We start from the raw sequence: 18608 nt of genomic DNA, 5'->3' as shown, positions 1-18608 counted from the left end.
TGTCTCACGCCGTCACACCTGGCGATAATGCGGGGCATGGGGTCAGTGATCACCGTGGTGTCGGTCGCTCTGGTGGTCGCGGGCGCCGCGGCGGCCCTGTTCTGGCTGGTTCGCGGGCGCAGGGGATTCGGTACGCCCGCCGACCGGGCCGCCTTCGCCACCCTGCACTCGGCGTCACTGGCCGCGCCCCCGCTGCGCAACGGCCTCGACCCCGAGTCGGCCCGCAGCGCCGCCCGCCATCTGCGGGCGCTGCTCGGCACACCCGCGCTGGCCGTCATCGGCGACGGCGAACTGCTGGCCTGGGAAGGTCCGGGCCGCCGACACGCGGCGCAGGCCGTGGAACACGCGCGGGAGGCGATGGACGCCGGGCGGCCGTGGGTGGTCCCGGCCGAGGAGATCCACTGCGGCGACGACCGGTGCCCGATCCGCAGCGCCGTCGTCGTACCGCTGGTGGTGGACGGCCTGGTCGTCGGCGCGCTGTCGGTGTACGCGCGCCAGGTGTCGGCGGGCCTGGTCAGAGCCGCGGGCGAGGTCGCGCACTGGGTCATCTCGCAGTTGGAACTCGCCGAGCTGGACCGCTCGCGCACCCGGATGATCGAAGCCGAACTGCGCGCGCTGCGGGCGCAGATCTCCCCGCACTTCGTCTACAACTCGCTGACCGCCATAGCCTCCTTCGTCCGCACCGACCCCGACCAGGCCCGTGAACTGCTCCTCGAATTCGCCGAGCTGACGCGCTACAGCCTGCGCAGGCACGGCCAGTTCTCCACCCTCGCCGAGGAGTTGCGGTCCGTCGACCGCTATCTGCGCCTGGAACGGGCCCGGTTCGGCTCCCGGCTCCGCGTCGATCTGCTCATCGCGCCCGAAGTGCTGCCGGTGGCCGTACCGTTCCTCTGCCTCCAGCCGATCGTTGAGAACGCCGTACGCCACGGACTCGGACCCAAGTCGACGCCGGGGCGCATCACCATCAGGGCCGAGGACGCGGGCGCGGAGTGCCGCATCAGTGTCGAGGACGACGGCGTGGGCATGGACCCCGAGGAGGTCAGGATGCGGCTCGCCGGGGAGGACGACGGCGACTCGCTCGGCCTGGGCAATGTCGACGAGCGGCTGCGTACGGTCTTCGGTGACGAGTACGGCCTGGTGGTGGAGACCGCCCCCGGCGCCGGGACGAAGGTCAACGTCCGGGTGCCCAAGTACCGGAACGGAGTACGCGCATCGTGAAACCGTTGCAGGTCCTGGCCGTCGACGACGAACCGCCCGCCCTGGAGGACCTGACGTATCTGCTGCGCGGCGACCGGCGGGTCGGCCGGGTGCTCAGCGCGGGCAGCAGCGACGAGGCCCTGCGGCTGCTGGAGGACGAGTCGGTCGAGGCCGTCTTCCTCGACATCCGGATGCCGGGCCTCGACGGCCTCGACCTGGTCCGCGTCCTCGGCCGCTTCGCCCGGCCGCCCGCGGTCGTCTTCGTCACCGCCTACGAGGACTTCGCCGTCGACGCCTTCGCCCTCAAGGCCTGCGACTACCTGCTCAAACCGGTCGGCAGGGAACGGCTGGCCGAGGCGGTCCGCCGCGTCGCCGCCGTCATCGAGGGCAACACACCGGGAGCCGCGCCCGCCGGCCGCTCCGACGAGCGCATCCCGGTCGACCTCGGCGGAGTCACCCGCTTCATCCGCCGCGAGGACGTCGCGTACGTCGAGGCGCAGGGGGACTACGTACGCCTGCACGCGGGCGGCCACGCGCCACTGGTCCGGATAGCGCTCGCCGTCCTGGAGGAGCGCTGGGCGCCGCACGGCTTCGTCCGCATCCACCGCGGCTACCTGGTCTCGCTCCGCCACGTCGAGGAGCTGCGCTCGGACGCCGGGCACTGGACGGTACGCGTGGCGGGCGGTGAACTCCCGGTCAGCCGACGCCACTCCAGGGAACTGCGGGACCTGCTGATGCAGTGGTCGCCCGCGCCCGGCGAGGGGCCGTCATGAGCGGTACGCAACCGCCACCGCCGCGCCGGGTCGCGGTGACCGCGCCGCGCCGCGACCGTACCGGCGGCTGGTCCGCGCGAGCCGTCGCCGAGGACCTGCACGCGCAGCCGCGCCTCGGCCAGGTCTATGTCCGCTCCCTGGTCAGGGACCAACTGCGGCTCTCGCTCGGCGTGCTGGCCGTCCTCGCGGTCGTCATCGGCGGTCTGCCCGCCGCCTTCGCGCTCGCGCCGGGGCTGCGCACCGTGGACGTCCTCGGGGTCCGGCTCGCCTGGCTGCTGCTCGGCGTCGTCGCCTACCCGCTGCTGGTGGGCGCGGCCTGGTTCCACGTACGGCACGCGGAGCGCGTCGAGCGGGACTTCACGGATCTGCTCAACGCCCCGGACGCGCCGCCGGGTTCGGGCCCGGCACCCGCGGCCCCGACGGACACCGCCCCTGACCCGGCACCCGCGGCCCCGACGCCCAGCGCCCCTGACCCGGCGGCGCAGGCCGCGCCCACCGCCCCTGACCCGGTGCCGGGACCCGCGCCCAGCGCCCCCGGCCCGGAGGCCGGATGAATCCGGCGCTCGGCTTCACCGCCCTCGTCGTCGTCCTCGTGGCGACCGTCGTGGTCGGCTTCTACGGCCTGCGGCTGTCCCGCGCCACCTCGGACTTCTACGTCGCCTCCCGCGAGATCTCACCGCTGTGGAACGCCTCGGCGATCGGCGGCGAGTATCTGTCGGCCGCCTCCTTCCTGGGCGTCGCGGGCCTGTTGATGGCCTACGGCGTCGACATGCTGGCCTACCCGGTGGGTTACACGGCCGGATATCTGGTGCTGTTGCTGCTGGTCGCGGCGCCCCTGCGCCGCTCGGGCGCGTACACGCTGCCGGACTTCGCCGAGGAACGCCTCGGGTCCACCGCCGTGCGCCGGGTGGCGAGCGTCTTCGTCGCCGTCATCGCCTGGCTCTACCTCGTACCGCAGTTGCAGGGCGCGGGCCTGACCCTCCAGACGGTGACGGGCGCGCCGCGCTGGGTCGGCGCGGTGGTCGTGGCGGTGGCCGTCGTCGGCGTCTCGGCGGCGGGCGGCATGCGCAGCGTCACCCTCGTGCAGGGCTTCCACTTCTGGCTGAAGCTCACCGCCATCGCGGTGCCCGCCGTCTTCCTCGTCCTGGCCTGGCGGTCGGCGGGCACCCCCTCGCTGACCGCGCCCGACGTGCCGCGCTTCCCGCACACCACGGTCGTACGGCTCGACAGCCAGGTCCGCTTCGACGTGGCGACACCCGTGACGGTGACGGTCAGCGGCACCCTCGACGGCACGGCCTACGGCGCCAAGGGGGCCTCGCGCGCGGAGCGACACGGCGTGCCCGTACGGCTGGTGCGCGGCGAGCACACGGCGGAAGGCGGCACCGGCCTGACCTTCCCCGAAGGCGTCCCCGTACCGCACAAGGTCGGCCTCGCACCGGCGACCGGCGCCAGGTGGGCGAGCCCGCTGTCCGGCGCGGGCGGCAGATCGCACCCGCTGTACGCCGTCTACTCGATCCTGCTGGCCACCTTCCTCGGCACGATGGGCCTGCCGCACGTCCTCGTCCGCTTCTACACCAACCCCGACGGCCGGGCCGCCCGCCGGACGACGCTGCTCGTCCTGATCCTGCTGAGCGGCTTCTACCTGCTGCCGCCGGTCTACGGGGCGCTCGGCCGGATCTTCGCGCCGCAACTGCTGCTCACCGGGCAGACCGACACCGCGGTACTGGTGCTGCCGCAGATCACCCAGGCCGGTGAGGCGGGGCGGCTGCTGGCGGCGCTGGCGACCGCGGGAGCCTTCGCCGCCTTCGTGTCGACCGCGTCGGGACTCACGGTGTCGGTGGCGGGCGTGGTCTCGCAGGATCTGCTGCGCGGCTCGACCCACGGCTTCCGCTGGGCCTCGCTCGCGGCGGCCGTACCGCCGTTGGCGATGACGGTCGCGACCCCCGGCCTGCCGGTGGCCGACGCGATCGGCCTGGCCTTCGCCGTCGCCGCCTCGTCCTTCTGCCCGTTGCTGGTGCTGGGCATCTGGTGGCGCGGACTGACCGACCTGGGCGCGCTGTTCGGCCTGGTGGCCGGGGGCGGACTCGCCGCCGTCGCGGTCGTGCTGACCAGCGTGCGCGGACCCGGCGGCGGCTGGAGCGCCGCGCTGCTCGAAGAACCCGCGGCCTGGACCGTCCCCGTGGCCTTCGCCGTCATGGTCGTCGGGTCGCTGCTGACCCGCGGCCGGATCTCGCGCGCGGACGTCGACCGGGTGATGCTGCGCATGCACCTGCCCGAAGAGGTCGGCGCGCAGCCGGAACCCGGTCAGCCCGGTCGACTCGGCGTCCCCGCGCCGCGGGAGACGCCCGGCGCGCCGGGACCCGCCGGTGAGCGGTCACCGACCGTTCGCCGTATCTGACCGACCGCTCACCGTATCTGACGGACCGTCCGTCGCCCGGACCCGACCGCTGGGCGACGCCCGCTGTGGGGCTGTGGCCCCCCGACGTCGGCGTTCCTAGCGTGGGAGCGGGCCCAGCACGGCCCGCGGCGGCGTACGTACCGCGCTTCGCGCCGCCATTCCTCACCGAGGAGGGAACCGCAGATGAGCACCCCCGTCACGACCGAACGGCCGCCCGTGGACGGCATCGCCGACCCCGGACCGCTCGGCCTCGCCGCGTTCGCCGCCACCACCTTCGTCCTGAGTTCCTTCAACGCCCACCTCATCGACCAGAATCTGCTCACGGTGGTCCTGCCGCTCGCGCTGTTCTACGGCGGACTCATGCAACTGCTCGCCGGAATGTGGGAGTTCAAGAAGGGCAACACCTTCGGTGCCACCGCCTTCGGTTCCTACGGCGCCTTCTGGCTCTCCTACGCGGCCTATGTGAAGTTCGTCGTCGGCGACCTGCCCCCGGACACGGCCAACCAGGCCACCGGTCTCTATCTGCTGATCTGGGCGATCTTCACCGTCTACATGACGGTCGCGGCCCTGCGGACCAACGCCGCGCTGTTCGCGGTCTTCGTGGCCCTGTCGGCGACCTTCATCGTGCTGACCGTCGCGGAATTCGACAAGTCCGTCACCATCACCAAGGTCGGCGGCTGGATCGGGCTGGTCACCGCCGTGTTCGCCTGGTACGCCTCCTTCGCCGTCGTCACCAACAGCACCTGGAAGCGCGCCGTCGTCCCCGTGCTCCCGCTGTCAGGACTCCCCGTCGGCCGCCGCGGCGGACCGGTGGAGGAGCCCCACTCATGACCGAGGAGACCCTCTCCAACCTGCTCAGAGAAGACCGGCGCTTCCCCCCGCCGCCCGAACTGGCCGCGCGGGCCAATGTCACCGCGGCCGCGTACGAGGAGGCCGCGGCCGACGTCGAGGCGTTCTGGGCCGCCGCCGCGGCCCGGCTGGACTGGGCCGAGCCCTGGACCCGGGTACGCGACTGGAGCCGGGCGCCCTTCGCCCGCTGGTTCGTCGGCGGGAAGCTCAACGTCGTCGACAACTGCGTCGACCGGCACGTGCGCGCCGGGCTCGGCGACCGGGTCGCCTTCCACTGGGAGGGCGAGCCCGGCGACACCCGCACGCTCACCTACGCCGACCTCCAGGAACAGGTCTGCCGCGCCGCCAACGCCCTGCTCTCGCTGGGCGTGCGGGCCGGCGACCGGGTCGCGCTCTACATGCCGATGATCCCCGAGACGGTCGTGGCGATGCTGGCCTGCGCCCGTATCGGCGCACCGCACACCGTCGTCTTCGGCGGCTTCTCCGCCGACGCGCTGCGCGGCCGGATCCTCGACTGCGACGCGCGGGTGGTGATCACCGCGGACGGCGGCTACCGCAAGGGCGCCGCCTCGGCCCTGAAGCCCGCCGTGGACGAGGCCGTGGAAGGCTGCCCCGACGTCCGCAGCGTCCTGGTCGTGCGCCGTACGGGCCAGGACGTGGCGTGGACCTCGGGCCGGGACGTGTGGTGGCACGACCTGGTGGACGCGCAGTCGGCCGAGCACGAGGCCGAGGCGTTCGACAGCGAGCACCCGCTCTACATCATGTACACCTCGGGCACGACGGCCCGCCCCAAGGGCATCCTGCACACCACCGGCGGCTACCTCACCCAGGCCGCCTGGACGCACTGGGCGGTCTTCGACGTCAAGCCGGAGCGGGACGTGTACTGGACGGCCGCCGACATCGGCTGGGTCACCGGCCACTCCTACATCGTCTACGGCCCCCTCGCCAACGGCGTGACCTCGGTGCTCTACGAGGGCACGCCCGACTCCCCGCACCAGGGCCGGTGGTGGGAGATCGTCGAGAAGTACAAGGTGACGATCCTGTACTGCGCGCCCACCGCGATCCGCACCTTCATGAAGTGGGGCGACACGATCCCGGGCCAGTACGACCTGACGTCGCTGCGGCTGCTCGGCTCGGTCGGCGAACCGATCAACCCCGAGGCGTGGATGTGGTACCGGCGCGCCATCGGCGGCGACCGCTGCCCGGTGGTCGACACCTGGTGGCAGACCGAGACCGGCGCGCAGATGATCAGCCCGCTGCCGGGCGTCAGCGTCTGCAAACCCGGCTCGGCGCTGCGGCCGCTGCCCGGCATCTCGGCGGAGGTCGTGGACGACACGGGCCGTCCGGTGCCGAACGGCTCCGGCGGCTACCTCGTGCTGACCGAGCCGTGGCCCGGCATGCTGCGCACCATCTGGGGCGACGAGCAGCGGTACATCGACACGTACTGGTCGCGCTTCCCCGGCTGGTACTTCGCGGGCGACGGCGCGAAGAAGGACGAGGACGGCGACATCTGGCTGCTCGGCCGGGTCGACGACGTGATGAACGTGTCGGGGCACCGGATCTCCACCACCGAGGTGGAGTCCGCGCTGGTGTCCCATCCGCTGGTCGCCGAGGCGGCCGTCGTCGGCGCCACCGACGCCACGACCGGGCAGGGCATCGTCGCCTTCGTGATCCTGCGCGCCGACGGCGAGAAGGCCGCGCGGGAGGCGGGCGGCGACGACGTGGCCAGGCGATTGCGGGCGCACGTCAGCAAGGAGATCGGGCCGATCGCCCGGCCCCGGCAGATCCTCGTCGTCGCCGAACTGCCCAAGACCCGCTCGGGCAAGATCATGCGCCGACTGCTGCGCGACATCGCCGAACACCGCGACCTCGGCGACGTGACGACGCTGACCGACTCCACGGTGATGGACACCATCCGTGAACGGCTGCCCGGCGGCTCGTCCTCCGGCGCCCCGGCGGACGAGGAGTAGCGGGGAGCGGCGTACCGCCCCGGATCCGGTCCCGGCCGGTACGCGACGACGGCCCGCGAGGCGGTCTCCCCACCGCCCGCGGGCCGTCGTCACTCAACTCCCTTGCTGCTAGCGCACCTTGTGCGAGACCAGCGTGTGGTGCCCGGCGCCGACCGCGTCCACGTACACGTTCACGCCGTCACCGCTCACGCGCGCGCCGCCGACCGCCCGCGTGCCGTCCCAGACGGTCCGCCCGTCCAGGGTGACCCGCACCCTCGCGCCGCCGGTCGGCACGGCGAGCCTGCCGGTGGTGCCGCGCGGCGCGTCGGTGGCCAGCGTGAAGCCGCCGCCGTTCGCGCGCCAGGACGCGCTGATCGCGCCGTGCGGGGTGGGCACCTTGCCCTGCGCCCACGTGAGGTCGCCGGGCGTGGGCACGACCGCGTACGAGGCGAAGCCCGCGCCGGTCGGCCGGATGCCCAGCACCTGGTTGGTGAGGCTGACCGTCGGCCCCGAAGCCCAGCCGTGCGCGAGGCTGGTGAACTGCGAAAGGGCGGGCTGTCCCGCCAGGTCGGCCTTCTCCCAGAAGGTGCCGCCCGGGTCCTTCGAGAGCTGGTAGCCCCAGAAGGTACGGATCAGATCCAGGCCGCCGGTCTGCTGCGCGCCGCTCGCGTCGGCCAGACCCAGCCGCGCGCTCGCCTCGAAACCGCTGGGCAGCGGCTCGTAGATCGGCCCGATCGACGCGTTGGGCGTGCTCGGCGCCATCGTCAGCGCGCCGTAGGGACCCCAACTCGTCCGCCGCAGATAGTCCATCGCGCTGCTCGCCTGCCGCTGGTCGGCGACCCCGGTGAGCGCCGCCGCCGCGTTGGCGTCTTGCGGATAGGCGCCGGGGATCTCCCGCGAGAGCCGGTACGCACCGACGGCCGGGTCCCAGAGCTGGTCGTTGACCGCCTTCTTCACCACGGTCGCGCGGTCCGCGTACACCCCGGACGCGGCCTTGTCGTGCCGGGCGGTGGCCAGCTCCGCCATCTCCTGGAGATTGCGCACATACAGCGCGTTCACATACGTCTCGTGCCCGCAGTCGCTGTAGCCGTAGTGGCCGCAGGAGTTGACCGCGCCGAAGGCGATCAGCCCCTGCGGGTCCTGGGCGCGCACCGACTCCAGCCACGCGGTGGCCTTCGTCAGCGCGGGCCACCACCTGTCGAGATAGCCGCGGTCACCGGTGTAGAGCCAGTGCTGGTACTGGTTGTAGACGAACCACGTCACGTACTCGCCGTACGTGCGGATCTCGTCCTGATTGTGCGGCCCGACCAGGCTCTCGCCGGGCATGTACCCGTCCGGCAACTGCTGCGCGGCCAGCGAGGACAGCGAATTGTCCACCGCGTCCGTGTCGTTGGTGCTCAGATACGTGACCGGGACCTGCACCGCCAGGTCGCCCTGCCACACGATGCGGTCCCGCTTGGCGCCGTCGAAGATGACCTCCTTGGCGGGATCGGCGTTCGGCACCTGGCTGTCCGCGTGATCGCCCTCGCCCGTCGCGTACGGCCAGCTCTTGGCCGTGTCCGACATCCAGGTGTCGAGCTGCACGGTGTACGCGCCCGCGTACCAGATCTTGTTCAACTCGTCGTCGCTGGACAGGAACCAGCCCTGGTACGCGGCGGGCGACTTCTGCCGCGGCGCCGCGTCGAACTCCACGGACACCGCGCCGAGGTCCACCCAGCCGGGCCCGTCGAGGAACAGCGTCGCGTAGCGGAAACCGCCGCGCAGCTGAGTGTCCGTCAAGGTCGCGGGCAGCTTCGCCGTGTCCAGGGTGATGGTGTGGCTGTCGGCGTCGTAGGTGTACGGCTGGCCGGGATAGCCGTTCCAGATGTTCGCGGTGTCGCAGTCCGGCGCCTGAGCCGCCTCGCCGTTGTTGTCGCCCGGAGCGGTGGCCGCGTACTGCACCGACTCGCTGAAGCACACGTGCAGTCGAGGCGGTGTCTTGGACGCGCCCGCCACCTTGACGCTGATCCGGCCGCCGACGTCCTTGCCGAAGTCCAGTGCCAGCAGCGGGGATTGGGTGCGGTCGCCGGTGCTGACCAGCCGTACGGCCTTGCGACCGTTGCCCAGCACCGCCTTCGGGTCGCCCTGGATCGCGCCGCCTCTCGCGGTCGCCGACAGCACGCGGACCGGGGTGACCGTGTGGCCGGCCGGCGCCAGGACGTACGGGCGCCAGTCGCCGGGGCGCGGGGTGTAGCCGTCCTGCGTCCAGCGGTCGTGCGCCTTCGCCGCCGCGGTCGTCGTCGGCGCGTCGGCGCCGAAGGCCGAGCCGGGCAGCAGGCCCAGCATGACGGTCCCGGCCGCGACGGCCGCGGCAGCCGCGCGGCTCCTGCGGACATGAATGGGCATACGTCGTTCCCTCTCTGTGTCCCTCTACGGAAGCGGGTGCGTTCCCGCGCGATCCCTGTGGGGCGCGGGCGGGCGGCCGGTCAGCGGCGGCGCACGGTCACCTTGCGGGTGCCCGCCGCCACGCCCGCGATCCGCACATAGCCGCCGGAGAAGGTCACCCCGGTGCGCCGCGCCGACCCCTGCCAGACCGTGCGGCCGTCGAGGCGTACGACGCAGGTGCGCGCGTCGGTCACCGGGACCGCGATCTCGTCCACGGCGCCGCCCGGCGCGTTCACCGTCAGGTCGAACTCACCGCCGCCGCGCTGCTGCCACGACGCGCCGATTACACCCTTCGCGGTGGTCAACTGGCCCTGTGCGAAACGCTGTTGGCCGGGGTGCGGCTCCACGCGGTGCCCCGGGCCCGCGTCGCCGGTGGGGGAGATGCCCAGGAAGCGGTAGGTCAGCGCCGAGGTCGGGCCCGTCGACCAGCCGTGCGCGGCGCTCATGTACGAACCGGAGTAGTCCGACGTGCCGTCGGTGCGGTAGCCCTCCCAGAACGTACTGGCCGTCCCCGTGGGGCTGTCGAGCATGAAGCCCCACTCGCGGCGGATCAGGTCGAGCGCGGTCGCGTCCTGCCCCGCGGCGAAGTGCGCGTGCACCTCCATGCCGCCGGGGAACGGGTGCACGGAGGAACCGCTCTTTTCCGGCGACAGCGCGCCGACCGCCGTCCAACGCCACGCCAGCGAGGCGCTGATGGTCCGCGCGCGGTCCGCGGAGTCCACCAGGCCGAACCACACGGCCAGCGCGTTGCCGTCCTGCGGATACAGCGAGGCGCCGCCGCCGGTCGGCTTGTCGCGGTACAGGCCCACGGCCTCGTCCCAGTAACCGCCGCTCTCCACCGCCGACTTGAGCGCGGCGGCCTTCGCCTTCCACGCGCCCGCCGAGGCCGGGTCGCCGAGCGTCGTGGCGAGCGCGCTCGCGGTCACCAGCGCCCGGTACATGATGGCGTTGGCTTCGAGGTTCTTGCCGTCGGCGTCCGAACGCGCCCAGTCCGCCGCGCTGGTGACGTTCAGCAGCCCGTCACCGTCGATCTTCGCGACGATGTACGTCACGGCCTTCTTGTACGCGTCGTACGCCGTACGCGCCCACGCGGTGTCGCCGCTGAGCTGGACGTAACTCGCCGTGCCGATGAGCGTCCACAGGTGGTAGGCGTCGGAGTTGCCGATGAAGTTCACGGCCGGCCCCGCGTACGGGAGCGCGCCGTCGGCGTCCTGGTGGTTGTAGAGCGTCTGGAGCGAGTCGCGCACGGTCACCAGGTCGCCCAGCGACACATAGTCGGTCAGGACGGAGATGCCGAGGTCGCCCGGCCACACCGTGCGGTCGCGCTTGGCGCCGTCGACCAGCACCGTGCCGCCCGCCTCGCCGACCTTCGCGCTGTTGTCCCAGCCGAGGTCCGGCGGGCCCCAGACCCGGCCCTGGTCGGCGGCGATGATGTTGGTCTGCACGGTGTAGGCGCCCGCGTACCAGACCCGGTTGAGCATGTCGTCGTCGCAGTAGAAGTAGTTGGGGTACGCCGACAGGTCGGCGCCGTTCGGCGCGAAGGTGATCCGTACCGAGACATCGGTCAGGTCCACGGAGCCCGAGGTCTCGTTGACCACCGTCAAGTAGCGGAAACCGCCGCGCAGTTGGGACGCCGGGTGCGCGGTCGCGGCGGGACCCGCGCCCGCGACCGGGGTGTCCTTGTCGGTGCTGATCCGCCCGCCGGGCGTCACCGCGTAGCGCACGGCGGGCTCGTTGTTGCTGCCGCCGTTGGACCCGTCGCTGGACGACGTGCTGACGAAGTTGGACAGCTCGGAGTACGTCAGCCCGACCGTCTGATTCGTTTCACCGCCCGGCCCGAAGCTGAGAGTGACGAATCCGCCGACCTCCTTGCCGAAGTCGAAGGTCACGGAGGAGCCCTTGCCGGTGATCCGGGTGACGGCCTTGGCGCCGCGCCCCTTGGTCACCAGCGCCTCGGGCCGCCGCACGACACCGGTGAGCGTGTAGACGGCGACCGGGCGCACCGTACGGTCGGCGGGGGAGAGGTTGAAGGCGTCCCACTTGCCCGAGGGTGCCTTGCCGCCGGGCCGCGAGGCGGGGACCGAGGCGCCCGCGGGCACCGCCGACGCGCCCTGCGGCCCGGCTCCCGCGGCCGGTTCCGCGGCGACGGCCCGGCCCCCGCCCGCCTCCGTCGCCGCGACGAACGCGGCGGCCAGCCCCGTCGTGACGAGTACGCGCCGTGTCGGTCCCTGCACTTCACTGTGCGGCATGTCTCTCCCGGATGAATCGTTTCAAGATCGCGGACGCGGAAACCCTCACTGATCTTCCTGGGCCGCCGAGCACACTACGTCGGTGTTTCGCGGCCCGTCCATACCCGTGCGGGGAGTTGTTGCCCCGGCCGATCGCGGCGGATCCGGGCCGCGGAGCGGCCATGGGGGCTGTGACCAGGGAGGCGGTGGGGGCGGGGGAGGCGTCCCGCCCGGGGGAGAAGCGCGCCCTCTCAGCGGATCAGGCGGACCGAGTGCCGTGGCTCGTCCAGCCGGACCCTGGCACGCGGAGCTGCGGATCGACGACGCGGTGAGCGTAGAGACGTACCCGCGCACCTGGCGCACCCTGCGGGAATCCGCCGTGTACGGCGCCGACGCCCTTCGCGTCATCGGCGCGGCCCGGCGGGACTCGCGGGGGATCTGAGGGAGCCGGTCAGACCGTCGCTACCAGCAGCTCCTCGCCGCTGGAGGTGCGCAGGCCGTCCGGGCGGCCTGCGAAGTAGCGCTCGTTGAGGGCGGCGGCCGAGACGTGGTGGGCGTCGGTGAATCCGGCGGCGCGGGCCAGGGCCAGGATCTCGGCGGGGGCGTAGAAGCTGATGAACGGGGTGCCGGAGCCGCGGGCGCCGTTCTCCGCGGCCTGGCGGACGGCGCGCTCGTCGGGTTCCATCAGGTCCAGCGGCGGCATGAACGTCATGGCGACGGTGGAGCCGGGCGCGAGCGAGGTGAGGGTACGCAGGGTGGCGGCGTTGGCCTCCTTCGTGAGGTACATGCTGACCCCGGCGGAGGCCACCACCGCGGGCCGTCCGGCGTCGAATCCGGCCGTCCTCAGGTGATCCCACCAGGAACCGGCCGTCTCGAAGTCGACCGGCACCAGGCGCAGCCCGTCGCCGACGCCGTAGCCGAGTTCGGTCAGCCGCCGCCGCTTCCACTCCTGCGGCTCCGGCCGGTCGACCTCGAAGATCCGCAGCCGGTCGGCGAGATCCGGCCTGCGCTGCGCGAAGGTGTCGAGCCCCGCGCCCAGCAGCACGTACTGCCCGACGCCCTCGTCCAGCCGCTCGACGACCAGGTCCTCCACGAAGCGCGCGCGGGCCACGACACCCGCCCGGAAACGGCTGGTGCCTTCGGGATGCATGTCCCCGCGCTCCCGCCAGCCCGCCTCGGGGTCGGCCAGCCGCAATCCGATCTCGTCCGCCAGCACATGCGGCGGCGGGTCGTGCAGCACATGGACCGCCCGCCACAGCGCGACCCGTACGGCGGTGCTGTCGGGCTCGGCCGCCGCGCCGTCGGCCTCCGGGACGGCTCGGCCCGCCGTCGATCGCTCGTGCCGCTCGCTCATGACGCGCTCCCTGTCGGTGCTGCCTGTCGCCTGGTGTGGTGCACGGCCCGCCGTGCGGACGGTCAGCTCTTCGCCGGGGCCTGGAGGCTCCACAGCCGGCCGTCCGGGTCCCGTACGGTCATCTCCCGCGTCCCGAAGTGGGTCTCCTCGAACGGCGTGACGACCTCGACGCCCGGCGCGGCCTCGAAGGCGTCCGCGTCGGCCACGGTCAGCACCATCCGCGGCGCCCGCGGCTCCTGGCTCTCCGGGATCTCGGCGATGAAGAGATACGGTCCTTCGTCGTTGCGCAACTGCCCCGAATTGTGATCGGTCGAGAACTCCAGCTCGTAGCCGAGCCCTTGGAAGAACTTGGCCGCCTTGCCCCAATTGTGCGTTTCCAGGAACACGGCCTCGATGCCCCGCGTCGTCATCTCAACTCTCCTTGTCACTCGCTCGCCGCCGCTGGTCGCGGGGCTCCGCCGCCTCGTCGAGATACGCGCGCAGCGCCTCGGCGACCAGCGCCGACAGCGACTTCTCCGACTCGATGGCGTGGTGCTTGACCTGCTTGATCAGCCCTATCGGCAGATACACGTTGAACTGCTTGACGTCGTCGTCGCCCACATCGCCCATGCTAGCAATCTAGTTCCCTAGGTCAAGCTTCCGGGAAAAACCACGCGACGCGCGGCGCCCGATCGTCGATACTCCGCGCGTGGCCACCATGAACATCGGCAGGACCGAACGCGCCCCGTACCTCCGCTTCTCGCCGGCCGCGCGGGCCCGACGCGGCTTCGGCGCGATCCCGCCGACGGCGCTGGTGCTGCTCGGCACCCTCAGCGTCCAACTGGGCTCGGCGGTGGCCACGCACCTGTTCAGCGCGGTGGGCAGCCTCGGTACGGTCGCGCTGCGGCTGTTCTTCGCCGCGGTCGTGCTGACGGCGCTGTGGCGGCCGTCGCTGCGGATGGACCGCCGGGCGTGGACCGTGGTGATCGGCTACGGCGTCACGATCGGCGTGATGAACCTCTGCTTCTACCAGGCGCTGACCCGGCTCCCGCTCGGGATCGCGGTGACCACCGAATTCCTCGGACCGCTGACGGTGGCCCTGGCCGGGTCGCGGCGGTGGCTGGACGCTTTCTGGGCGCTGCTCGCGGCGGCCGGTGTGCTCCTGCTGGTCGGGGGACGCGGCGACATCGACCTCGTCGGTTTCCTGTTCGCGCTCGCCGCCGCCGCGTGCTGGGCCGCGTACATCCCGGTCGGCGCGGCGCTGGGCCGGCACACCGACCACGGCAACGGTCTCGCGCTGGGCATGGTCGTCGCGGCCCTGGTGGCCGTCCCGTTCGGTGTGGCCGGCGGCAGTACGGCGCTGGTCCACCCGTGGGTGCTGGCCGCCGGATTCGGCGTCGCGCTGCTGTCGTCGGTGGTCCCGTTCTCGCTGGAACTGGAGGCGCTGCGCAGAATCCCGCCGCGGGTCTTCGGCATCCTCATGAGCCTCGAACCGGCGATGGCCGCCCTCATCGGCCTGATCGTGCTCCAGGAGGCGCTGCGCTGGACGCAGTGGATCGCGGTGCTGTGCGTGGTGGCGGCCTCGGCGGGCGCCGCGCGCGGTGCCCGCCTCGACGTCACGGACGCCCCGTAGGGCCTGCCCGGCGGACTGGTAAGGCTTGTCCGGCGGCCCCTGGCGCCCCGTAGGGCCTGCCCGGCGGACCGCGCCGAACAGGCCCCCGGCAGGGCTCAGAGCTTGAGCAGGAAGGTGAAGTCGCCACCCGCCTTTCCGCTCAGGCGGTGCGCCGAGACGATCTTCCCCTCGTCGATCAGCCGCTTGACCTCGGCGCGTGAGACGCCGAGCCCGTCGGCGATCAGCCGGACGGGCCGGAGCGGGATCTGCGCCGCGAAGCGCACGGACACCTCCAGGGCCTCGTCGTCCGCGTGACCGGGGCCGGTGATGTCGAGGCGCCAGGCGTCGGTCCAGTCGAGGGCGACGCCGTTGCGGTGCCGGACGGCCGGGTGCCGGAGCAGTTCGGCCGTCAGTCCGGGGTCGTTGGTGTGGAGCCTGTCCAGCAGGTCGGGGCGCAGGGAACGCACGTTGACCCGCTCGAAGACCGTGAGCTTCGCGGTCTCCCCGCATCCTGCGCACAGGACGAGGAGCCAGACGTCGAGGGACTTGTGGTGCGCGTTGACCCGGAATCTGCCGCTCGCCCGGAAGCGATCGGACGGGCACGAGTGGCAACGGCGCACGACAAGAGGCGGGCAGGTGGGAGCGACCACCCAGGTTTGTGACACGAATGAACACCTGTTCGGTGAGAAAAACCGCAGCGAAAAGGGGCACGGCGCCCGGGGGCGACGTGCGACAGATCAGCGCCAGGGGTGTCTCAACAGGTGTACAACGGGGTTCCTTTGCCACGGCGACAGGTGCGGCAGCACGATAACCGTGCGTGGCGGCACGGTTCCACGGGTTTTCGCGGCCCGGCTCCCGAGGCATCCAGCCACACCGCGAATTCGCCCAACTCGGTACAAAATGCCCGCAAGGCGACCGCGTCCTCTGCCGAGTCGGTGCCGATTCAAGGGATTTGACAGACAAATACCCGCCATTGTGGGGGTATGCACCCCGTCCTTTGATCATCCTGCGCTGCGCCATTGACGCCAGGGGCTCTTCGGGCAAAGATTCCTGACGTCTCATTGGCATGTCCCCGTGCCTCCCACCACCTGTATCCCAGGTGTGCTCTGACAACGTTGTCAAACGAGTAGAGGACAAAATGACTCCACGGATGCCGCGTCTGCGCTCCGCGGCGCTGGCCGCGCTCACCGCGCTGCTCGCCGCCGGAGCGGCGACGCTGCCCGCGCAGACCGCGTCGGCCGACGGCGGTTCCGCCGCCGGCGGCGATCTCACGCACCTGGTCAACCCTTTCATCGGCTCGCAGGACGACGGGAACACCTACCCCGGCGCCGCCGTGCCGTTCGGAATGGTGCAGCTCTCGCCCGACACCGGCCACAACACGGGTTACGACTACAACCAGGACCACATCCGCGGCTTCAGCTCCGTGCACCTGTCAGGCGTGGGCTGCGGGCTCGGCGGCGACCTGCCCGTACTGCCGACGACCGGTGCGATCACCGCCACCGACGACGCCGTCTACGCCGCGAAGTTCAGCCACGCCGACGAGACCGCTTCCCCCGGCTACTACAAGGTCGAGCTCGACACCGGCATCACCGCCGAACTGAGCGCCACCACCCGCACCGGATGGCAGCGCTACACCTTCCCGGCGACCGACCAGGCCAATGTGCTGCTCAACAGCGGCCAGGCGCTGCACAAGGTGACCAGCAGCACGGTGACCGTGCTCGACGACCGGACGGTGCTGACCGCCATCACCGGCCGCGGCTTCTGCCAGGACACCCAGCCGTACACGGTCTACACCGAGACCCGCTTCGACCGGCCCTTCCAGTCGTACGGGACGTGGAGCGGCAAGACCGTGACGGCGGGCAGCCGTACCTCGACCTCCACCGGGCTCGGCGGCGCCTACGCGCGCTTCGACACCACGAAGGACCAGCAGGTCACCGCGGTCACCTCGCTGTCGTGGGTGAGCCAGGACGGCGCCGCGAAGAACCTCGCGGCCGAGGGGCGCGGCACCTTCGACACGACGGCCGCCGCCGCGCGGCAGTCCTGGCAGGACCGGCTCGGCCAGATCCGAGTGCGGGGCGGCAGCCAGGAGCAGCAGCGGACCTTCTACTCCTCGCTCTACCGCTCCTTCCTCGCGCCGAACGTCGGCAGCGACGTCGACGGCCGCTACACCGGCTGGGACGACAAGGTGCACCCGGCGGGCGGCATCACGTACTACCAGAACTGGTCGCTGTGGGACACCTACCGCACCCAGCAGCAACTGCTGTCGCTGCTCGCGCCGAGCGAGTCCCGCGACATGGCGCTGTCGCTGCTGCGCGTCGCGGACGAGGGCGGACAGCTCCCGCGCTGGGCGTACGCCACCGCCGAGACGAACATCATGACCGGCGACCCGGTGACCCCGTTCCTGGTGGACGCCTACCGGCAGGGCCTGCTCAAGGGCCATGAGGAGGAGGCGTACCGGGCGCTGAAGAAGCACGCGGACACCGTGCCGCCCGCCTCTTCGCCGTCCGCGGGCCGTCAGGCCGACGTCGAGTACCTGGCGAACGGCTATGTGCCGTACGACCCGGCGCGGCCCGGCAAGCCCGGTGACAACGACTTCCAGCACGGCCCGTCCGCGACGCTCGAATACGCGCTCGCCGACGCCGCCCTGGGCGGGATGGCGCGGTCGCTCGGCCACACCGCGGACGCCCGGCGCTATCTGACGCGAGGTCAGAACTACCGGAACATCCTCGACCCGAGCACCGGCTTCTTCCGGGCCAGGAACACCGACGGCGCCTTCGTCGGCCCGGCGGACCCCGCCTCCAGCGTCGGCTTCCACGAGGGCACGTCCTGGCAGTACATGTGGCTCGTCCCGCAGGACGTGCCGGGGATAGTGGATCTGATCGGCGGCAACGCGACCGCCAACGCGCGGCTCGACTCCTTCTTCGCCTACGACCAGTTGGTGAAGGACCCGGCGGGCACCGCGCGCGATGTCTGGGTCAACGGCCCGTACTCGTACTACAACCAGGACAAGTACAACCCGCAGAACGAGCCCGACCTCAGCTCCCCGTACACGTATCTGTCCACCGGGCAGCCGTGGAAGACCACCGACGTGGTGCACGCCGGGCTGACCCTCTTCACGGACGCGCCGAACGGCGTCACCGGCAACGACGACCTCGGCACCATGTCGTCGTGGCAGGTGCTCTCGGCGATCGGCATCTACCCGATGACGCCGGGCACCGACCTGTGGGGCCTGTCCACGCCGGTCTTCGACCGGGTCGACCTGACCCTCGACCGGCACTACTACCCGAGCGGCAAGATGACGATCACCGCGCCGGGCAGCACCGACACCAACCGGTACATCCAGTCCGCGCGGCTCGGCGGCAAGAGCCTGCGGACCACGTACATCAGCACCCGGGACATCAAGGCGGGCAAGGACCTCTCGCTCACCGTCGGCGCCAAGCCGTCGAGCTGGGGCACCGGCAAGAACGACGGGCCGCCCGCGCCCGCCCACGTGGCGGCGCCCGTACGGCACACCGCCGCGTCGCTCTCCCCGGCCGCGCCCGGCGTGCTCGCGGGCGGCCCCGGGACGGACGTGGACGTCTCCGCCGTCCTCACCGCGCCCGGCAAGGTCTCGGGCACCGTCACGGTCAGCGCGCCGCACGGGCTCACCGCGAGCCCGCGCACGAGCGGCTTCCGCGTGGACTCGGGGACGCTGCCCACCACCAAGGTGGTGCCGGTACGGATCTCCGCCCCGGCGGGCACCCCCGACGGCGCCTACCAGGTCACCGTCAAGGTCACGCAGTCCGGCGGCCCCTCGGTGACCAGGACCGTCCCGGTCTCGGTCGCCACCTCGACCTGCCAGGGCG

13 protein-coding genes and 2 pseudogenes are annotated in these 18608 nt (G+C 72.1%); 9 read left to right on the top strand and 6 right to left on the bottom strand.

What is annotated here, in order from left to right; genetic code table 11:
- Window positions 1-27 precede the first annotated feature (27 nt).
- The 6 genes from ACIOC1_RS26315 (at window position 28) to acs (ending at window position 7187) form a co-directional block, all read left to right on the top strand.
- Window positions 28-1218 carry a sensor histidine kinase gene (locus tag ACIOC1_RS26315; RefSeq protein ID WP_223187657.1) on the top strand — a complete coding sequence of 397 codons (1191 nt, stop codon included), beginning with the start codon at window positions 28-30 and terminating at the stop codon, window positions 1216-1218.
- A complete protein-coding gene (locus ACIOC1_RS26310) occupies window positions 1215-1970 on the top strand; it encodes a LytR/AlgR family response regulator transcription factor (RefSeq protein ID WP_401856542.1) in 756 nt (251 codons plus the stop codon). The genes ACIOC1_RS26315 and ACIOC1_RS26310 overlap by 4 nt, the downstream gene beginning before the upstream one ends.
- Window positions 1967-2524: a hypothetical protein gene (locus ACIOC1_RS26305; protein WP_401856541.1), complete on the top strand. Its 558-nt coding sequence runs from the start codon at window positions 1967-1969 to the stop codon at window positions 2522-2524. The genes ACIOC1_RS26310 and ACIOC1_RS26305 overlap by 4 nt, the downstream gene beginning before the upstream one ends.
- Complete coding sequence (locus ACIOC1_RS26300; RefSeq protein WP_355341638.1) at window positions 2521-4368, top strand: cation acetate symporter; 1848 nt, start codon at window positions 2521-2523, stop codon at window positions 4366-4368. Before ACIOC1_RS26305 ends, ACIOC1_RS26300 begins: the two co-directional genes overlap by 4 nt.
- Window positions 4369-4551: 183 nt before the next feature.
- Entirely contained in the window at window positions 4552-5199 is a 648-nt protein-coding gene (locus ACIOC1_RS26295) for an acetate uptake transporter (protein WP_188284288.1), read from the top strand.
- The gene (acs, locus tag ACIOC1_RS26290; protein ID WP_401856540.1) at window positions 5196-7187 is read left to right on the top strand and encodes an acetate--CoA ligase; all 1992 of its coding nucleotides are present in this window, start codon (window positions 5196-5198) and stop codon (window positions 7185-7187) included. Before ACIOC1_RS26295 ends, acs begins: the two co-directional genes overlap by 4 nt.
- A 108-nt stretch (window positions 7188-7295) precedes the next feature.
- On the opposite strand, the gene ACIOC1_RS26285 is transcribed toward acs, so the two are convergent.
- Together ACIOC1_RS26285 and ACIOC1_RS26280 are read right to left on the bottom strand one after the other, a co-directional pair.
- Entirely contained in the window at window positions 7296-9551 is a 2256-nt protein-coding gene (locus tag ACIOC1_RS26285; protein ID WP_401856539.1) for an alpha-L-rhamnosidase C-terminal domain-containing protein, read from the bottom strand.
- An 80-nt stretch (window positions 9552-9631) separates the two neighbouring features.
- The gene (locus ACIOC1_RS26280; RefSeq protein WP_401856538.1) at window positions 9632-11839 is read right to left on the bottom strand and encodes a hypothetical protein; all 2208 of its coding nucleotides are present in this window, start codon (window positions 11837-11839) and stop codon (window positions 9632-9634) included.
- Window positions 11840-12116: 277 nt separating this feature from the next.
- Between ACIOC1_RS26280 and ACIOC1_RS26275 the strand changes: the two are divergent.
- A pseudogene (locus ACIOC1_RS26275) lies at window positions 12117-12260 on the top strand (transcriptional regulator); the annotation flags it as partial.
- Window positions 12261-12269: 9 nt separating this feature from the next.
- Here ACIOC1_RS26275 and ACIOC1_RS26270 read toward each other — a convergent pair.
- The 3 genes from ACIOC1_RS26270 to ACIOC1_RS26260 all read right to left on the bottom strand — a co-directional run bounded on the left by ACIOC1_RS26270 (window position 12270) and on the right by ACIOC1_RS26260 (window position 13772).
- On the bottom strand, window positions 12270-13172 hold the full coding sequence (locus ACIOC1_RS26270) for a class I SAM-dependent methyltransferase (protein ID WP_401856537.1): 903 nt from the start codon (window positions 13170-13172) through the stop codon (window positions 12270-12272).
- 62 nt (window positions 13173-13234) lie between these two features.
- Window positions 13235-13582 (bottom strand): VOC family protein, encoded by a 348-nt coding sequence (locus ACIOC1_RS26265; RefSeq protein ID WP_401856536.1) that lies wholly within the window; start codon window positions 13580-13582, stop codon window positions 13235-13237.
- A 1-nt stretch (window position 13583) separates the two neighbouring features.
- The gene (locus ACIOC1_RS26260; protein WP_355341781.1) at window positions 13584-13772 is read right to left on the bottom strand and encodes a ribbon-helix-helix protein, CopG family; all 189 of its coding nucleotides are present in this window, start codon (window positions 13770-13772) and stop codon (window positions 13584-13586) included.
- A 97-nt stretch (window positions 13773-13869) separates the two neighbouring features.
- On the opposite strand from ACIOC1_RS26260, the gene ACIOC1_RS26255 reads away from it, so the two are divergent.
- Entirely contained in the window at window positions 13870-14784 is a 915-nt protein-coding gene (locus ACIOC1_RS26255; protein ID WP_401856572.1) for an EamA family transporter, read from the top strand.
- Between the two features lie 95 nt (window positions 14785-14879).
- Here the strand turns inward: ACIOC1_RS26255 and ACIOC1_RS26250 are convergent, their stop codons facing one another.
- Complete coding sequence (locus ACIOC1_RS26250; protein WP_355341657.1) at window positions 14880-15428, bottom strand: DUF1062 domain-containing protein; 549 nt, start codon at window positions 15426-15428, stop codon at window positions 14880-14882.
- A gap of 485 nt (window positions 15429-15913) precedes the next feature.
- On the opposite strand from ACIOC1_RS26250, the pseudogene ACIOC1_RS26245 reads away from it, so the two are divergent.
- Window positions 15914-18244: pseudogene (locus ACIOC1_RS26245) on the top strand (GH92 family glycosyl hydrolase); the annotation flags it as partial.
- Window positions 18245-18608 lie beyond the last annotated feature (364 nt).

This window comes from Streptomyces sp. NPDC088197, assembly GCF_044741185.1.
In the GTDB taxonomy this organism is placed as follows: Bacteria; Actinomycetota; Actinomycetes; order Streptomycetales; family Streptomycetaceae; genus Actinacidiphila.
The sequence above is the reverse complement of the archived record's forward strand: the minus strand, read 5'-3'. Positions and strand labels throughout refer to the sequence as shown.